General features: G+C 38.6%; 16 protein-coding genes. 6 read left to right on the forward strand and 10 right to left on the reverse strand.

The genetic code is table 11. The annotated features are described in order from the left end of the window. Positions 1-24 precede the first annotated feature (24 nt). Positions 25-759: a PIG-L family deacetylase gene (locus tag Q4550_RS18005; protein WP_303535046.1), complete on the forward strand. Its 735-nt coding sequence runs from the start codon at positions 25-27 to the stop codon at positions 757-759. A gap of 277 nt (positions 760-1,036) precedes the next feature. On the opposite strand, the gene Q4550_RS18010 is transcribed toward Q4550_RS18005, so the two are convergent. After that, positions 1,037-2,689 (reverse strand): alpha-keto acid decarboxylase family protein, encoded by a 1,653-nt coding sequence (locus tag Q4550_RS18010; RefSeq protein WP_303535047.1) that lies wholly within the window; start codon positions 2,687-2,689, stop codon positions 1,037-1,039. A gap of 166 nt (positions 2,690-2,855) precedes the next feature. On the opposite strand from Q4550_RS18010, the gene Q4550_RS18015 reads away from it, so the two are divergent. Next, the gene (locus Q4550_RS18015; protein WP_303535049.1) at positions 2,856-3,341 is read left to right on the forward strand and encodes a MarR family winged helix-turn-helix transcriptional regulator; all 486 of its coding nucleotides are present in this window, start codon (positions 2,856-2,858) and stop codon (positions 3,339-3,341) included. Positions 3,342-3,457: 116 nt separating this feature from the next. Here the strand turns inward: Q4550_RS18015 and Q4550_RS18020 are convergent, their stop codons facing one another. Beyond that, a complete protein-coding gene (locus tag Q4550_RS18020; RefSeq protein WP_303535051.1) occupies positions 3,458-4,360 on the reverse strand; it encodes a DUF1672 family protein in 903 nt (300 codons plus the stop codon). 119 nt (positions 4,361-4,479) lie between these two features. On the opposite strand from Q4550_RS18020, the gene Q4550_RS18025 reads away from it, so the two are divergent. From Q4550_RS18025 to Q4550_RS18040, 4 genes are all read left to right on the forward strand, one after another. Continuing rightward, entirely contained in the window at positions 4,480-5,145 is a 666-nt protein-coding gene (locus Q4550_RS18025; RefSeq protein ID WP_303535052.1) for a hypothetical protein, read from the forward strand. Positions 5,146-5,533: 388 nt separating this feature from the next. Further along, positions 5,534-6,133, forward strand: coding sequence for a hypothetical protein (locus Q4550_RS18030; RefSeq protein WP_194218544.1), 600 nt, complete (start codon positions 5,534-5,536; stop codon positions 6,131-6,133). 4 nt (positions 6,134-6,137) lie between these two features. Continuing rightward, on the forward strand, positions 6,138-7,988 hold the full coding sequence (locus tag Q4550_RS18035) for a DUF6792 domain-containing protein (protein WP_303535054.1): 1,851 nt from the start codon (positions 6,138-6,140) through the stop codon (positions 7,986-7,988). Positions 7,989-8,012: 24 nt separating this feature from the next. Then, positions 8,013-8,351 (forward strand): hypothetical protein, encoded by a 339-nt coding sequence (locus Q4550_RS18040; protein WP_194218542.1) that lies wholly within the window; start codon positions 8,013-8,015, stop codon positions 8,349-8,351. 64 nt (positions 8,352-8,415) lie between these two features. On the opposite strand, the gene Q4550_RS18045 is transcribed toward Q4550_RS18040, so the two are convergent. The 8 genes from Q4550_RS18045 to Q4550_RS18080 form a co-directional block, all read right to left on the reverse strand. Further along, positions 8,416-9,132, reverse strand: a complete 717-nt coding sequence (locus Q4550_RS18045; RefSeq protein ID WP_303535055.1) for a MurR/RpiR family transcriptional regulator — start codon at positions 9,130-9,132, stop codon at positions 8,416-8,418. 155 nt (positions 9,133-9,287) lie between these two features. After that, positions 9,288-10,721, reverse strand: coding sequence for an FGGY-family carbohydrate kinase (locus Q4550_RS18050; RefSeq protein ID WP_303535057.1), 1,434 nt, complete (start codon positions 10,719-10,721; stop codon positions 9,288-9,290). A 10-nt stretch (positions 10,722-10,731) separates the two neighbouring features. Next, the gene (locus Q4550_RS18055; RefSeq protein WP_303535058.1) at positions 10,732-12,204 is read right to left on the reverse strand and encodes an FAD-binding oxidoreductase; all 1,473 of its coding nucleotides are present in this window, start codon (positions 12,202-12,204) and stop codon (positions 10,732-10,734) included. A 39-nt stretch (positions 12,205-12,243) separates the two neighbouring features. Further along, positions 12,244-13,038 (reverse strand): SDR family NAD(P)-dependent oxidoreductase, encoded by a 795-nt coding sequence (locus Q4550_RS18060; protein ID WP_303535059.1) that lies wholly within the window; start codon positions 13,036-13,038, stop codon positions 12,244-12,246. Between the two features lie 269 nt (positions 13,039-13,307). Further along, positions 13,308-14,360 (reverse strand): M14 family metallopeptidase, encoded by a 1,053-nt coding sequence (locus Q4550_RS18065; RefSeq protein WP_303535060.1) that lies wholly within the window; start codon positions 14,358-14,360, stop codon positions 13,308-13,310. Between the two features lie 603 nt (positions 14,361-14,963). Next, complete coding sequence (locus Q4550_RS18070; protein ID WP_303535061.1) at positions 14,964-16,337, reverse strand: hypothetical protein; 1,374 nt, start codon at positions 16,335-16,337, stop codon at positions 14,964-14,966. 31 nt (positions 16,338-16,368) lie between these two features. Further along, complete coding sequence (locus Q4550_RS18075; RefSeq protein WP_303535062.1) at positions 16,369-17,739, reverse strand: PTS ascorbate transporter subunit IIC; 1,371 nt, start codon at positions 17,737-17,739, stop codon at positions 16,369-16,371. 79 nt (positions 17,740-17,818) lie between these two features. Further along, a complete protein-coding gene (locus Q4550_RS18080; RefSeq protein WP_303535063.1) occupies positions 17,819-18,088 on the reverse strand; it encodes a PTS sugar transporter subunit IIB in 270 nt (89 codons plus the stop codon). Between the last annotated feature and the right edge of the window lie 2 nt (positions 18,089-18,090).

Consider the following 18,090-nt stretch of genomic DNA (forward strand, 5'->3'; position numbering starts at 1 on the left):
ACAATTTTCCAATTGGGGGTTCAGATGAGAGTTATCTACCTGTCTTTACTGTTATTATTTATCAGTCCTATTAGTGCTTGTAGTGTGATGGAAGGTGATTCAGAGACTTCTGTCTTTTATGCTCCTCACGCCGATGATGAGGTTTTAAGCCTTGGTCCATCTATCCTTCGACAACTTGATAAAGGAAACACAGTAGCTGTTGTATTACTATCGCACGGAGAAGCCAGTCAATCACTAGAAGGCATTAATAAGATGTTAATTGAAAATAAGGAAACTCCCATTACAGTAGAAGAATTCGGCGACTCACGAGTAATGGAATTTAGAAGATCTGCTAAAGAGTTAGAGATTGAGGTTGAGAATGTTTTTGTTTATGATCTTCCAGATGGTGAAATAAAAAAAGAAGATGTAACCACTATCATGTTAGAAATGGATAATCGGTATCCATCAGCAAGCCACCACACCTTATCCTACGAAGATCCGCATCGAGATCATGCGGCAGCTGGCTTAGCTTTAAAAGAGTTAGTTGAAAAAGGGACCATTGAATCCGCTCTTTACTACCTTCCTATTCAGGAATTTGAAAACCTGGAATATGATGAAGCATATACCGTTCCAAAAAATCGGACGGATGAGTACAACAATAGCTTAAATGCTTATCGAGTTTGGATGCCTGACAAAGGATTTTATAGCATTGGGTATCATTCTGTAAGATCTTATTTTAAGAAAGCTGAAACGTATAAGGAAAGTCGTTGGCATAAATAATACACCTATTTTCGCCATAAATTTAAGTATCTTCTCTTAACAATTGGAATTTCTTCATTGAGCGCAAGAGCTCTACAATCTTTCAGAGAATATTATTTTTAACAACTCATGATAACGATTACAACAGTTAGATACACTATATTGAAAATGATAGAAAAAGGGCTTCATTCATAATAGTTTATGAAGAAGCCCTTTTTCTTAACACTATAAAATACTATAAACTTTCATGTAAGAAAAACACATTCAATAATTAAGCGATACTCGTTACAAAAGCGAATCAATTATTCTGCGCCGCAAACTTCTTCGTTAACTTTGAAAGCAGCTCAGGCGTATCGTCACGATGCATGACAACTTCGATAAAGCAAAGCTTCTCATCTTCTGCATTAGCACTAGCGAGCACCTGATCAAGCTCTTCCTCCGTCTCTGCTTTAAACGTCGTGAAGTGCTCCTCCGATCCAAATGCATGCGGAAGTTTTTGATAATCCCAAGTCGCAATATCGTTATAAACTTGCTCAGGTCCATGAATCGCGCGTTCAACCGTATAACCATCATTATTAATAAGGAAAATGATTGGCTTTAAACGATGACGCATGATCGTCGATAGTTCCTGTGCTGTTAGCTGGAATGAGCCATCCCCGATAAACAAAAGATTTCGTCGCTCAGTGTCTGCGAGCTGTGAGCCAAGTAAAGCGGGCAATGTATAACCAATTGAACCCCAGAGCGGTTGACCGATAAAACGCGCTCCCTCAGGTAGAGACATCGTCGCTGCACCGAAGAAAGACGTTCCTTGCTCAGCTAGAAGGACATCGTTTTTCTTCAAGAATTTAGCCATTCGCTCATAAAACCACTTCTGCGTGATTTCATTTGAACTTGAAGAAACCTCCTCCTCTGCAAATCGCGTTGGCTCCGCTTCTCCCTCATATCGATCCAGACGAGCAGCTAGTTCATCCATCGCCTGAATCATTGAAATAGGAGCGTATTTTGCTTCCTTCCGCTTCACGCCATAAGGATTAATCTCGACAACCTTTTCTTCCGTAAATTGATGAGAGAAACCACCCGTAATCGAGTCGCTAAGCTTTACACCAATCTGAAAAATAACATCGGCTTCGTCTACTCGTTTTTGTACCTCCGGAGAGCTCAGTTCACCATTATAAACCCCAATGAATTGAGGATGAGATTCTGGGAAGACTCCTTTTCCCATGCTTAATGTCGCAACAGGGTAACCTGTTTTTTCTGCAAAACGAAGCAATGCTTCACGTGCTCCGAAACGGTCCACTTCATAATCAGCTAAAATGACTGGCTGAGTCGCTTCATTTGCTTCTCTCGTAATCTCACGCACCATTTCATCCAGCACTTCCTCATTTCCTTCAAACGATAAAGGCAATGGTGAAGCTGGTCTGTTAACCGGCTTATTGTACACATCAATTGGAAGATTAATATGTACCGGACGCTTTTCCATCCAGCATGTTTGCAGGACGCGGTCGATTTCCTGTGCCGCATTTTCTTCCGTTAACGTCGTTTGCGCCACCGTTACTTCTTCATACATTCTCGCAAAGCGATCGAACTTCCCATCACCAAGCGTATGGTGAACAAGCGATCCATTTTTCATCACAGCCGTTGTTGGTGTGCCTGTTATTTTTACCACCGGCACGCGTTCAGCATATGCGCCAGCAATTCCGTTCACTGCACTGAGTTCTCCAACGCCAAACGTTGTAACAAGTGCACCCGCACCATTCATTCTTGCATACCCATCCGCAGCATAAGCTGCATTCAGCTCATTAGCATTCCCAATCCACTCCATTTTTCCATCCTCAAGAATCGTATCAAGAAACGCAAGATTATAATCTCCGGGTACGCCAAACATATGGCGAATCCCTAATTCAGATAAACGATCTAATAAATAATTTCCTACTGTATATGTTTGTTGCATCATTGAACACTCCTTTAATAATGTCAACTATGTTGACTCAATAAGAGGGTATCAAACAGAATGATATAGGTCAAACTTGTTGACTCTTTATTGGTGACGAAATGAGCGCAGTGGTATACTAAGAACTACAACTAATGCGATATGTTCAATGCTTCAGGGGGTAGTGATGGAGGAAAAAACGAACGAACAAATGAACGAAGTGCTAGCCATGTTTTACTTCGCCTACAAAACGTTCACAGAAGAACCAGATATTATGATTGAAGAGTACGGCATCCAACGCGTGCACCACCGCATTCTTTTTTTCATTGCACGTTTTCCTGGACTTAGTGTGAATGAATTATTATCACTGTTAGAAGTAAGCAAACAGGCGCTTCATCGACCAATGAAAACTTTAATCGAAAAAGAACTTGTCACAACATCAGAAGCGGAACACGACCGCCGTGTTAAACAGCTGTTTCTAACGGATAAAGGCGAACATTTAGAGGAAAAGCTGAGCAACACACAAAAACAGCACCTCACTTCCATTTTCCAAGAACTAAAGCCTGAACAAGTCGATGCTTGGCAAACGATTATGGAGAAATTATCGGTCGAACGGGATGGGTTTGAAGCGTGGAAGAACAAGTTAAAAAATGAACCAGATAACTCTAAATGATGTTGTTTTGAGTAAATTATTGGAGAGAAAAAAAGCGGCTAGCTTTATGACAAACTCATAAACTAGCCGCTTTTAAGATATTTGTTAAAATATACAATTGATCAATAAAAACACTTTTACCTCTTTATTATATAATCCGGAGCTTTTCTTTCCAGGGTGTTTTCCTTATTATTCTGTCCATTCGTTTTATCAACTGTATTATCATGCAGTAAAAAACTATACTTTCCAATCGGTAGTCCGTCCATATCGGATAAATCACTCACGATTTGATCGAATATTTCCTTGTTTGGTTCAACACCAGGTTCCTCCATATACAGTTGAATAAGAACACTAACCATAGCCGGATTGATTGATTCCCCTTCTAACATATTGACCCATTCATCTTTTGGGAGATCCGAATTTTCAAGATACTCGTTCAAAAGTTTTTCTTGCACAACACCACCGTAAATGACTACTTTATAATAAGGGGTTGTATGATAATTACCCACACCATTTTGGTTAGCTTCTTCAGAGATACCTACTACAGGATACTCTTTCACTTTTCCATCTAAATACTGATCAAGTTTCTGAAATTCATCTTCATAGATCCACGTGTATAATCCACTACTAATAGCAGCTCCAACCTGACCTTCTTGCGACCAAACCCCAGTAGAATCTACTGTCTCTGATTGCTGATCGACAGAGATAATTGCATAGGAGTAGAAATGTGGTTTGCCCACCGATTCGACAAAAACAATTGCACCGTCTACTGCTCCCACGATGCTATGTACCTTTACTTTGGTATGATAGTTTCTCTTAAAATACTGCTTTACTGCCCGATCAACCTCTTCGCTATGTTCTTCCGCAATCTCACCGTTTCTTTCACCTTTCGCAAGCGTATAACCTTCCCCTGTATATTCTTGAACAGAGAGAAAGTATTTTTCTTCTACTCTATCTTTTATGGTGCTGCTTTCTTTATTGGCACACTCACTTATGAATAACAGACTAAGAATCCTGAAGAGAAAAAGAAAGTTTTTCACTAATTACTCCTCTCGTATAAATAAAATAAAAGTAGGATTAGCACTATTCATTCCAATAAAAGTAAATCTATTGTATCTTTTAATAGAAGAGACATATAACCTTTAACTTGGAGGTATCAATGAAACAACCAATTACTCTAATCATTCTTCTCTCTTTTCTTATAACAGGTTGTCAAATAAGTAATGAGATCAAAACAACTGATCCTGAAAAAGTTGATCCTAAAGAACTACCTAAAGTAAGAGCTTTTAAAGATGAGTTTACGAGAGGTTTCTTACAATCCATTAAAGAGACAAGGGAGGGATACTATCTTTTTCGATCAAATACCAACCACTACACAATGGACTTCCCTTCCGGAGGAGTAATAGGTGAGATGGGATATTCCATACAAAAAGGCTCTGAAAGTTTCCTTGTTGGTGTAGAAGGTAAAAATACTGATTCTGAAATATCTATAAAATACCTTGAATTTATGAAGAAAGAATTGAGAGAATCAAGAATTGAAACGCTAATAAAAAATTCAAAATCCCCACTTAATTTTGAAACAAGGGAATTGGATGATCGTACAATAAGTACAGCTTACTTCGAGACTGATAAGGGTTATTATGGATACGTGGCCCTAGTCCAAAATACTAAAAGATACGGGGCTGTTGAGGTAACTTACACTTCAGAATGTAAAGTGGACCTATCAAATTGTGAAGAAGTGATAAAAAGCAAAAAAAATTCCTTCACTAACTGGATTGAAAGCATTCATTTTATTAATCAAGAAACACACGAAACATCCAATTAACCACAAATCAAAACACCGCGAACGTTAACAGGCATCTCACTATAATAATGGGGAGGTTATCGCCAAACCAACTAACCTCTCTACTCTAAGAGTTCTCTCATTAGTCTAAGCAAATACTCCTGATTGTACAGAAAGCAATAGGAGAAAAAACACTTAACAGAAAAAATCCATTCATCAAAACGACAATAAATCAAACATAGCACAACTAGTACTAATGTCTCTACTTCGCTGACCAAACAAAAAAATCTCTCAGTTACATTCCAAGAAAAGGATATCTATTGTATCTTTTAATAAGAGCCCTATAACAACCATATGAAGCTGGAGGATCACAATGAGATTAATTATTAGTCTACTCATGGTTTTATCTATATTTTTAGGAGGCTGTCAAATGAGTGAAGAAAATCAAACAACGGATCCAGAGAAAGTAGATACAGAGAAACTGCCGAATGTAAAAGCATTTGAAGATGAATTTACTAAGGGGTTCATTCAATCAATTAACGAAACAGAAGAAGGATTTTATCCTTTTCTTTCTGAAACTGGTGCTTATAGTATGAATTTTCCTCAAGAGGGCGTTATAGATGAAAGAGGATATTATGTACAAGACGGTACTGAAAAATATAGTATTGGTCTAAAAGATAATAATGTCAGTACCAGAATCAATATTAAATACTATCAATTTATGAAAGCTGAATTTATGGAGTCTAGCTTGCAAACGCTTGAAGAAAATTTTGACCTCCCTCTTCAATTTCAAGAAAAAAAACTTGATGGACGCACTATACAAAGAGCTTTTTATGAAGATGAAGATGGTTACTTTGGAGTAGTCGCCATGGTTCAGAACACAGAAAATAATGGAGCTATTGAAGTGACAACACTTTCAGAGTGTAGTAAGGGTAATGCCGACAGTCACTGTAATCAAGTTAAGAAAGATTACAAAACCACTATCTATCATTGGCTAGAATCCATTAAATTCATTACGGAAAGTGAGTAAACTTATGACGATTCAACTATCAAATTCTCGCGAGTTTCGTCTAAGAATAACAGAATTGGAGTATAGCAATCTTTCCCATAAAGAGTTCATTCAAGAAGTACAACAAATTTATCTTGAAGAATTCGGGGAAGTTCTTCCTGCTAACATAGATATCTTCCACTCATCGGAGTCTGTCAGACTTGAAGGAGATACTTCAGGTTATGACGGTACAGCAATTCATTTTAAATCAAAAGAAAATGATATCAATGAAATATATGTTATTTCACAGGGCTCCCAAGGAAATGACGATTGGACTTATAACATTAAAGCTATGTTTGCTGGTAAAGATTATTCACAAGCGCAGATGACAAATGAATTTGTTAAAGATGTAAAAAATGAATTTCAAATTTCGGAGAAAGACAATACTGTCCCGATAATCGGACTTTCTCATTCACTAGCACATAACAATAATACAACTGCTCTACTTTTATACAACACATTTGATGAAGTCTATAGTGTAAATGGTGCACAAACTAATTACTATCAGTTATTTGAGGCTGATACTAATTTCCAAAGAGAACTTGCAAAAACATTTTCCATTTCGCCTGATAACCGAAATGCTATCTACACTATAGACCCCAAAGCCCTCGAAGCCTTCACCAAAGATTACTACAGCCAAAAAGCAAAAAGGGTTCATCAAACCATCTCCTATGATGATCCGTTATATGGGGCAAGTGGTGTAAGAGGATTTGTTACTCTTGGGGAAGTAGACATGATCGATACAAACCCAACTTATAAAGGCATTCGTGAATTGGTTGATGAAATTCCTGACCATGTTATTGAAGACTTTCAGCAGCTTGCCATTAATTTTACGGTTGCCTCTAAAAAAGATGGAAATGATCAAGTGATTAAGGATTTGGTAGGTTTCGATCCTGAACTATTAAACGGCAACCCAATCGCAAATATTTCTGGCACATATCTGCTCGACCAATCAAAATTTAGTGATATGGTCGAAAGCATGAACGAAAAAGTTCCTGACCTTCTCGATAATGTTCAGGTCATTACTCAAAACGCCGACACCATTTTCGGAAAGTTAGTAGAAGCCAACTATATTACAACTGACCAAAAAACCGAGCTTGTGCATGTCTTTGAGAAAGTAAAGAAAGATTTACAAGACATTGAGGATATTATTTGGAAAATGGATCAGATTCGCTTCGATTCAGTGATTCCCCAACCACCGCCTATCGCTGGAGATGCAATTTTGGCTTCCAGACTTTATCATAATTACACGCAGATTCTCTCGCAGCTTGAGACTTTAAATAAAGAAGAATACAAGAAACTTATGGATACGATCGTATCCAGTCATAGCATAGCTGAAATGCTTGAGGCCATTAGGTCTGGTAATAAATCCTATCAGGGTACAGATATGGTTTACTCCACAAGTCAGAATGGTGAGACCATTTTGGTGAATATATCCGCGTCTCTCCGCATGTATCGGGATGGAAAAACGGTTATTCAGGAAAAAGAAGAGGCAATCCGAAGGTTTGAGCTCGCTGTGAATAGAGAGATCGAGGAAGAATACTTAAAACAAAAGCATCAAGTTTTTACGAAAGTAAATGATATTGAGCAAAATCCAGCTCATTATAGCATGTATCTTCGAAAGCACATCTATTTCAGTCGATTAAGTAAAACCATTCGTCATATCTCTGTTCACGAATCTATTCCTCCTCTTCAAGGTGTTGATTTCGACTATGAGCTGTCTGCTCTTCGTAAACAAGTAACTAAGGGGTATGACTATATCGAAAAGTATCGAAAAGCTATTGAAGATTTGTTTCACGAAGATGACCGAGTTTCTACGCTTTTTTCACTCATTTAATGAGTTGCCTAAGGAGGGTTTTTCTTGAAAGAACTACATTCATTAACAGTAAGAGAACGAATTCTTGAATCCACAAGTCTATTACATAAGCAAAAACAGCTTCAGGATGCCATTGACGACATTCATCATATCGACGAACAGTTTCTAAATTTGGTACGGACTATTATCATTAGCGAAGATCAGCAAGGCGAAATTGTTAAAGCAATGGTAGAGGAAACCGAGCGTTATACAATGACAAACCGCACTCTGCTAACAGCTTTAGAAAACCAGTCTGAACAGGCTGTCAAATCTTTAGACAGACAGGCAGATGATCTAAAGGTTCAGAGTCTAACGATTACTTATGAAGATACTCCTTCTGCTTAACTTGTACACAAAAAGCGTCTCACCTCATTCCCCTATGAAGTAAGACGCTTTTCTAATACCGTGTTCACCTTTCGCCTCCCCCACTAATCCTCGCAATCACTTCTTCAATAAAAATAAAAAACACCGTTCTCGTTTTTTCAAAAGGAAGCAGGTTGTTATCCTGATTAAACTTCGATAAATAGAAAATATAATCCGCCATCGAGTTTAACGTGTTCACATACTCTTCTAGAATCAGCATGATATCTGCACCGTTTTGCTTTGTTTCTGTAAATAAATTTTCAAACGATGAGAATTTCCCTGTAACGGAAAGAACGATCAGTAACGTGTCTTCATCTGCCAGTCGGCTTGCAAAGTCTTCACTTTGTGTTACGGTGATATTTTTATTTGTGACAACTGTCAGCTTGTACGCAAAGTACTCTGCACTAATAAAAGATGGGCCAAGACCGTAGATGATCACCTTCTTATACTTTTGAAAAACAGAAACAAAATCATCAATAAGTTCAGGATCGAAGTTTTCCAAAAACTGCATTAGTCGCTCAATTTCGTTTGATTTTTTTTGTTTTTCAAGGTTGATTTGCTGCCCGCTAAAGTAAAGCTTGTACTGCTTAAAGTTATCGAAGCCTAATTTACGTACGAGTTTTGACACTTTAGAAGGAGAAACGTCACATAGCTCAGCAGCATCAATTATTTTTAACTTATCGTTTGTAGCAACAACATCCGATAATTTGCCGTGAACTTCTTCTTCTAATTTCGTTAAATGATTCGTATCTAATTTGATCATACTTCTTCCAGTCCTTTCACTTTGCTCCTGACTCGCGCAGCGAAAACAAGCAACCGTCATTTCCTATTAGAAAATAACGATTGCTTTTCTCCTAATTGAAACGCTCATGTCACAATTTACAATAGGTCTACCATAACATGATTCCCTAAGAAGGCTTAATTAAAAATCGGATAAGAAAGCTTTAATATTTCATCCGTATGCTTTCTAACGTTTTTCACAACTGTTTCGTTCAACTTGTTGTAGAATTCATAATGACTCTGCACTGGAGTGAACGTTTTTTCCGTTTTTACCATTTGCTCGATCGCCTCTGGGAACGTATCATACACTCTTAAATGCTTCGTTGCACTAATCGCGGCACCTAGACACGCGCTACTACTTCCCATGCGTCGGTGAACAGGTAAACCAAACAAATCAGCGATAATCTGCATGATCACATCGCTCTTTGAACCGCCGCCAATGACGACAACCTCGTTCAACTCAACATCAATTTCATCTAACATCTTATCAATGTTGTTTTTAATATTAAATGCAATCGCTTCCAGGATCGAACGATAAATGTGGTACCTAGAATGTCGTTGATCGAAGCCTAGCATTAACCCTTTTCGATAAGGCTTATCAGGTGAAGCTAACCAATCTAGGATCGTAATCAACCCTTCACTACCAACAGGAACTTCTTCCGCCTTACGATTCAAGAACTCTTCTTCCGAGATCCCTAACTTTTCTGCTTCCGTTACAAGCTCTTCACCGATTAACTTCTTAAACCAGCTAACCGTCCATAATCCACGTCGAATACCGTTAGATTCATAGACGTATTTAAAAGGAATGGATGCAAAGGTTGGAAAAAAGTTTTTCGCGTCCTCATAATAGTTGTCTCTTAATAACATGGAAGAAATAAAAGTACCCAATGAAATCATGATTGAACTGTCGTTCTGAATACCTGATCCCAGCACTTCCACCGCTTTATCGTTCGAAGTAGCAACGACTGGAATGCCTTCGCTTAAACCAAATTCCTTTGCAAGCTCATTACGAATGGAACCGAGCTTTTCACCTGGTTTCACAAGGTTAAACAGCATATCTCTTCGTAAGCCGTTCGCTTCAATTACGGCGTCATCCGTCGACCAATCTAACGTTTCACGGTCAATCGGCCAAAATACTTCCTGATTACCAGCCGTATCGTTGTATTCTCCCGTCAGCTGTAATCCTAAATAGCCAGAAGTTGTTGTCACATACTGTACGCGATCGTCTTTGTGCTCATACGGTTTTGATAATCTATCATCCATCCAGCTAATCGCTGGATGGGCTAAATCACCGTCTTCATTTAGTAAAACGCGACAGCATCGGATCGTACATAATCCGATTGCTTCGATTTCTTTCGGATTACCGTCGAAATTCGCTAAACAGTTTTTCACACCGTAATACACACTATCCCATAAGTCATCGTCTGGGTGAATGACGACGCCTGGTTCAGGTGTTAAGGTTTCCCTTAACGCCTGTGAACCATAAGCGACTTCATTTCCTTCTAGGTCAAAGATCACTACTTTTGTACTTTGTGATCCATTATCAATCCCCATGATGTATCGATTCGCCATGATTTCCCTCCTAGCCTCTAATATACTTTTTCACTTCGCTAGGTTGAGGGAAAATCGTACCGTGATTCATGATGCCTTTTGGATCAAACGCTTCTTTTAACTTCTCAAGCATATAATAGGCAGAACCGTGCTCTTCTTTTGTCCATTCAGAACGATACTTCCCAATTCCATGGTGGTGACACATAGAGCCGCCAAGCTTCAACGTTTCTTCAATAATGATTTGGTGAATCGGGTGGTGATAAATGCGCATTTCATCTTCTGGTGCACAATTAATTGTGTAGTTGTAAACAAAATACATATTTGTTCCGTTCAAGTAGCTATGAGAAGAGTGACCGCCAAGCATCGTTAGCTCATCTGCACGATCAAACTCATTTTTAATCCGTTCGATAACATTGTTATAAAGTTTCGGGATACTTTCCCAGTCAGCCGACACTTCTGTTGTAAATCCATCATGAGTATTGTGATCAATCATATCCTGAATTTCGCGCTCAATGCGGCTTTCATCCCAGTTCAAGTTATTGAACCAGTTTTCAATTAGCGACGAATCTACTTTTTCAACAATACCCGACTGGAACTTTTCAACCGCTTCTTCAATACCTGCATTAGTTGCTTCTACGATTCCTTTTGGACCTTCCGCCATGAAAATCAAAACGCACTTATCATTATAAAAATGTTTAAAATGCTGTCTTGCATCTTCTTCAGAATAAACGCGCGCAACAGATGGACGGTAACCATTCACCATGACTTCACGTAGCACTTTGATCCCAGTTTCAACATCTTTAATCAAGTAGCCGTGGAACGCATTATTCTCTGGATTGTGCTTAAAGATTTTCACTGTTACTTCTGTGATATAGCAAAGTGCACCTTCGTTCCCAATTGCGATGTGGCGAATATCCGGGCCACCAGAACGTCTAGGGACGTTCTTAATCCTTGAAACTTGTCCTTCTGGGAATACACACTCAAGACCAACAACCATATCTTCAATCGCACCATACAAAGTGGAAAGCTGACCAATACTTCTTGTTGAAACAAGGCCACCATATTGAGCAACTGGCTTGGACTGCGGTGAGTGACCGGTCGTATAGCCTAATTTACGTAGCTCATCTTCAAGCGTTTGAAGCTTCACGCCAGACTGAACCGTAGCCTGCATGTTGTACGTATCCATTTTAATAATTTCATTCATTTTAGAACCATCAATGACAAGCGTCGTTTCTTTCCAGTTCTCAAGTCCACCCTCAGTGCCTGTTTTCCCACTTCTCGGGATCACATTAATGTTATTTTCATTACAGAACATGAGAAGCGTTTTAACTTCTTCCGTTGAATGAGGGAACACGATCGCAAGTGGTGCTGGAACATCAAGTACATTTTTCGTTTTTGCGTATTTCTTATAGCGATCGGCTGATGCGTCGTAGAGCGCCTCTTCATTTGTTACGATTTGATCCTCAGAAAGTTGAGCTTTTAATTCTTCTAATAGGTTTTTCATAATTGATTCTCCTTTTTTATTATGATAGTTTAATAGAATTTATCGTACGAGATAGCCACCATCGACATTAAGTAACGTTCCATTTACATAGTTAGAAGCGTCAGATGCCAAGAAAACAACCGCTCCCATGAGATCCTGAATGTTCCCCCAACGATTTGCCGGAATGTGATCGAGTATACGCTGGTTGCTTTCTACATTCTCTCTTGTCGCCTTCGTTACGTCTGTTGCAAAATAACCCGGCGCAATGCCGTTTACTTGAATATTGTATTGAGCAAGTTCATCGCAATACGCTTTTGTGAAGCCTGCTAAACCATGTTTCGTAGCAGCATAGGCCGGAGACCATTGACCCCCAAGGTACGAAAACAGAGAACACGTGTTAATGATTTTTCCACTTTGTTGTGGAATCAATTGCTTCGCTACTTCATGTGACAGTTCAAACGGCGCATCCAAGTTAACCGACACCATTTTATCCCAATGTAATCTCGTAAACTTTGTAACGTCAGGCTCATTGATGTTAATCCCAGCGTTATTAATAAGAATATCGATTTGTCCAAAAACTACTAAACATTCATCAACAATCGCTTTACAAAAACCGTCTTCTGTCAAATTGCCAAGCATTAAATGATAACGAACACCTTCTGCTTCAATCAGCTTCTTCGTCTGGTCGTCATCTTCTGCCATACTAACAGCAAAGATGTCGGCACCAGCTTTCGCTAATGCAAGTGCAAACCCCTGCCCTATACCTGAATTGCCTCCAGTGATAATTGCAACTTTTCCTTTAAGATTAAAAAAATCCATCGTAAAATCAGTAATTTGATTTAAATCGGGGTTCATACTCCATCTAGCCACCTTTCAGAATTGTTTAACTACGTTTAGTTTAAGACTTCACTACTTCAATATCAAGTATTTTATAGAGAAATTTCTCTTTAATAGATTATTTAAGTCATAAAAAAGGAAAATTTTCTTAAAGACCAAAAGTTAGTGTTACCCCTATAATTCCTTTTACATTAAAACAAGAAAAAAGAGACAAACCTCTCTAATCTCTACTAGGTTTGTCTCTTCCATTTAAACTATCTTTTTCTTATATCGTAAGTTTTTTTTATTTATTCCCCATCATAATTACTTTCCGGAAGCGTATCCCAGAAAGTAGTGTCGGCAGAATCAATTGAATCATCTGCCAGGGCATTTAGACTCGCTTTCATTGCCGTAAACGCTTGTTGGATTAAATAACCATTACTCTTTTGCCCGAGAACATAATCATCGCGATAATGATCGGCCATACCGCGCATTTCAAAAAGAAGTGTTGCAATGCCATATTCCATCGCGAGTCCATTTCGACTAATTGTTGGCGCACTTCCTCCTGGATACTTCGAAAGTAAACCATATCCTTTTGCTTCAACGGCGTTATAAACAACGGATCCAAGTTCTTTAGACTGCTCCACCACTTCTGGATCAACGTCTTCGTTGGTAGGATAAAGAATAGATCCAGACACAAGTTCGCCCGTGTCGCCTAACGTTGTTTGTGTTCCCTGATGATGAAGGTCAATCATATAATCCGGCGAATATTTTTGTAGCACATTCTCGTGTAGCGCCTTCGTTTCGGGCTGCTCGCGATCCACATGATCACGGTTAAGATCAACCTCGTTAGCGTTATAGCGTGTATGCGTACCAGAAACATAGTTTTCTAATGAAAAATTCACATCGCCTTCTGCCCCATCGACATTAAGTCGAGGTGCAATCAGCACATTCACATTATCAAGGATATTCTGCACATTCTTTCCATTTGACGATAAATACTTAATCATCTCAAGAGCGCCTTCCGTCGTTAACGTTTCATTTCCGTGTTGCTGTGTTAAGAATAAAATCGTTGGATTATCTGGGTTCATGGTACCAAACTTAGCAAGGTAAAGATCTCTCCCTTTAACCGACTGACCGTACACTTCAAGCTCCAACGCTTCAGAACGCTTATCAACTTTTTCTAAAAAGCTCACCATTTCTTCATAAGAATGCAGGCGTTCATTTTTAATCGTTTCATTGCCACCATAGTTCGGTCCATTCGGTCCGTTATCTCCCGCTAAAGCCGTATTCCCTGTTAAAAAGGAGCCAGACACAAGCATCGTTCCTGCTACTGTTAATGTAAGAATTTGTTTCTTCATATTTATCCTCCTATAAAATTATAATCGACTCATTTTGTTCCCGTTCACAAAGTTATGTATCAGTTGAAAACAACAAACTCGCTACATAATAAATTCATTTTCTTTCATTCTCATCAGATTCCTCCTCTGGATAAAAAGTCTATAACTAAGGATTTCTAGTTTTTTCACCTACACTCCTTTGGATTAAATTTAAAACGAAACGTTTGAACTAGTAGATTTTAATTTTTATAGGTCGCTTTACATAGAGATTAATAAACACTAAAGTTTCTGTGAGACTTTACTCATCCATTTTCACCAGCTATAAAACAAATTTCACTAATTGATGACTACTTCTTCTCATTAGGCTCAAATGTTTACATAGTTCAAATTTCTCACCCACATCCATTAGTTAACTCACTCATACTCGGAATAATAAGAAGGTAATGGCTTGTAAATTTTCCGCTTACTCGAGATTTGATAAAATAAATTTCTTATTATATCGAGGATCTCCTTTGATTCAATTGAATAAAATAACCCCTGTACTGTGTTTTTCCACAGCTCAGGGGTTATAGACGGTTTATAAAACCTCTTAATTCATGTATACACTAAGTTTATTTATCCAATCTAACCTTCTTTAGGTACATAAAGCTTAATATCATCAATTACCGCAGATCCCTCATAGTAATTGAGATGAGGAATCCCAAGTATAAAGTAATCAGGATAAGCTGAATCATCCGGCCATTGCTCTACTGAATAACTGCCATATGGGCCAGTAAATGTCAATGAAGAATTATACTCACCATCATATTCTTCAGGTGAGTTATTATAGTGCCAAATTGGTCTATCATCTTCAACAAAATTTCTTTCATAGCGCAGTGTTTTGTACCCACTATACTTAAAGTTTCCTGTCATCTCCATTACATATCCAGTTTCATTCCGTTCAATGGCAAATTTATAGGATTCTTCTGGCATTAACTCAGGCTGTATTTCCGCATTCGATACGATCGAATAAGGAGAATCCTTGTCTGAGAAAGAACCACAATCTGTTTCAAACATAAAGGAGTTATAACCAATAGAAGGATCACGGAACGTATCTCCAGCAAAGAAAATACTATTGATTGCATTATTCGAGCTCTCTTCACTAGTTTGGCTATATAAATCACCTGTATCTGGATTACAAACGCCATAACTGCTCGCCCATGAGCCACTCACATTATAGGCATCCATCCCGACTTTTCTATGATTATGAATAAACACATTGTTATGTGGAGCCGGGTTTGCATAATCCATGATTGAAAGGAAGTAGTAGCCATTTTCTTTTGTCACTTCTCCAAAATTTTGATTTTGATGAGAAGGTTCACCTGAAAAATCACCGCTACGCTTCCACGGGAAATTCGATTTTCGCTCATCTAATGTATAGCCATTATGCTTACCATCATAATCGAATGATCCGTCTCTTTTCCCTCCAAAATCAATACCTCTAAGGACATACTCAACTCGGTATTCGGATGGAAGCTCTTCAGTCGAACGAATAATTAATCCTGAATCAAAGCTTGTTGATAATTCAGCCGCATGCTTCCCTTTATCTAATTTCACATTTTTAAAGGAAGCTTCTGTATCTGGCGTTCCGTCTTTATTATAATCTCTTGTCGCAACTTCGGCCGTAAGCCAACCATCCTTACCAAAATCCACTCGTTTTCTTAGTAAGTTAAAACTACTAAGTTGCTCCTCGAAATTTTCTCCTCCCTTAATTTGATAAAATTCTCCATCATCGTCCAGATGATCCACATTCCAAGGGCTTTGGTCACCATAATTATCGATAACCCATGGAGCCTCGTCAATCAACAAACTTCGATTAAAATTCTCGTGGTATTTCAACTTCCAATCTTTATGGAGATTAGCATTATCGCTTTTGGCCAGAGCCAAATCTCCTTGTCCTATAAATACGGCGAAAGTTAACATGCATAACATACCCATTCTTAGTGTTAAACCCTTCATTATCTTAGAATGCCTCCTTGCTTGAATTTAATCACATACTTTCGGTCTTATTAATTGGCTCGACCGCTTTCTTCTTATAAAGCACACTGCAAATAATGAAAGCTAACACAGCCAAACCAAAGCCAACAAGTGGAATATTTAAGACAAAAAAGAGTTTCATAAGCCCCATTACAATGATCACATCGGGTACTAACAGAGCTAGTCCTTCAACACCATAAACTTGTAATCCAAAGAGTGGATAGAACAAAGCGACTGGAACTGTTAAAATAATGCCATAGACAGCTCCAGAAATCATAGCTCCGCGTCTTCCCCCTAAAGCATTCCCAAATATTCCTGCCATACCCCCTGTGAAAAAGCCTCCAATAATAGACGGTAGTGGAACAATCGTACCGAATAGCGTAGAGAGAAGCATACCAACTACCATTCCAATAATAGAGAAAATGAACCCTAGCATAAGCGCATTAGGCGCATATGGAAAGAATATCGGAACATCAAGCGCTGGTTTCGCCCCTGGCACCACCTTAAGGGCAATACCACGAAAGGCCGGGACGATTTCGCCTAGAAACATTCGTACCCCTTGAAGAAGAACGAGTACGCCAGCTGCAAATCCAAGGGAGTTCAATGTACTGAACACTAAATAATTTTGACCATCTGAAAATGGTTCCACCACTTCCGGTCCAGCAAATAGTGCAGTAATAATATAAATTAAAAACATTATTAGTGAAATCGATACCGCTGTATCCTTAAAGAAATTCAACTTCTCAGGCATCTTCATCTCTTCACTATTTTTCTTTTTATCTCCCAATAGTTTACCAATCCAAGCAGAAAGAACTACTCCAGTAGTCGTTAAATGACCATAAGCCACCTTGTCGTTTCCTGTTATTTTTCTAACGACAGGCTGAGCTATTGCTGGTAGCAGTACTAATACCATACCGTGGATGATAGATCCAAAGATGATGCCGTTTGTCTCAGATACTCCTAAGTCGTGAAAAGCCCATGCAAGTGAACCAGCAAGAATCCACATCATATGCCCTGTTAAAAAGATATATTTAAATGGAGAGAGACGTGCTAATAGAAGATTGGTTATAAAACCAAACAGTAAGATGAAAGAAGTCATTCTACCAATAGCAGCTACTGAATCTACTAAAGCTGCAATAACAGCCTCATCTACTGGAACAACTCCTGTTAAATTGAAGGCTTCTTCAAACATCGTGGCAAAGGGGACAAGGTTCGTGACAATTAAGGAGGAACCGGCGCCTAATATTAATATCCCTAATATTGTTTTCGTTGTACCTTTAATAACCTCAGTAAATTCTTTCCTTTGAAGCAAGAGACCTAGTAAAGCAACTAAGCCCAACGTAATCGCTGGCACCGTTAGTATCTCAGCAATGGCTTTTAACAATTTGCACACTCCCTTTCGTTGACGGCCTTAAATCATTACAAGTACACCTAGACATACGCCTAGATGCACTTATCATTCACTATTTATTCAAATATTGAAGTAATTTCTCTTTTATTTCGTCCGTATCTGTTAAATTATGAATATATATTTTGGGAACATCGACGCTTTCTAGTGCAGAGTCTAAGTCTGCAGAGGCCATAATTAAGTCTGCTGACCTCCCTTTGGCTGACCCTGCATCCAGCGCACTAACCTCAGCTTTAACCCCTTCTTCTGCTAGAATGTCATCCACCGTCATTTTCAACATTAAACTCGTACCAAATCCCATTCCGCATACAGTTAAAATTTCCATTT

This window comes from Anaerobacillus sp. 1_MG-2023, assembly GCF_030547345.1.
GTDB classification, from domain to species: Bacteria; Bacillota; Bacilli; order Bacillales; family Guptibacillaceae; genus Guptibacillus; species Guptibacillus hwajinpoensis_B.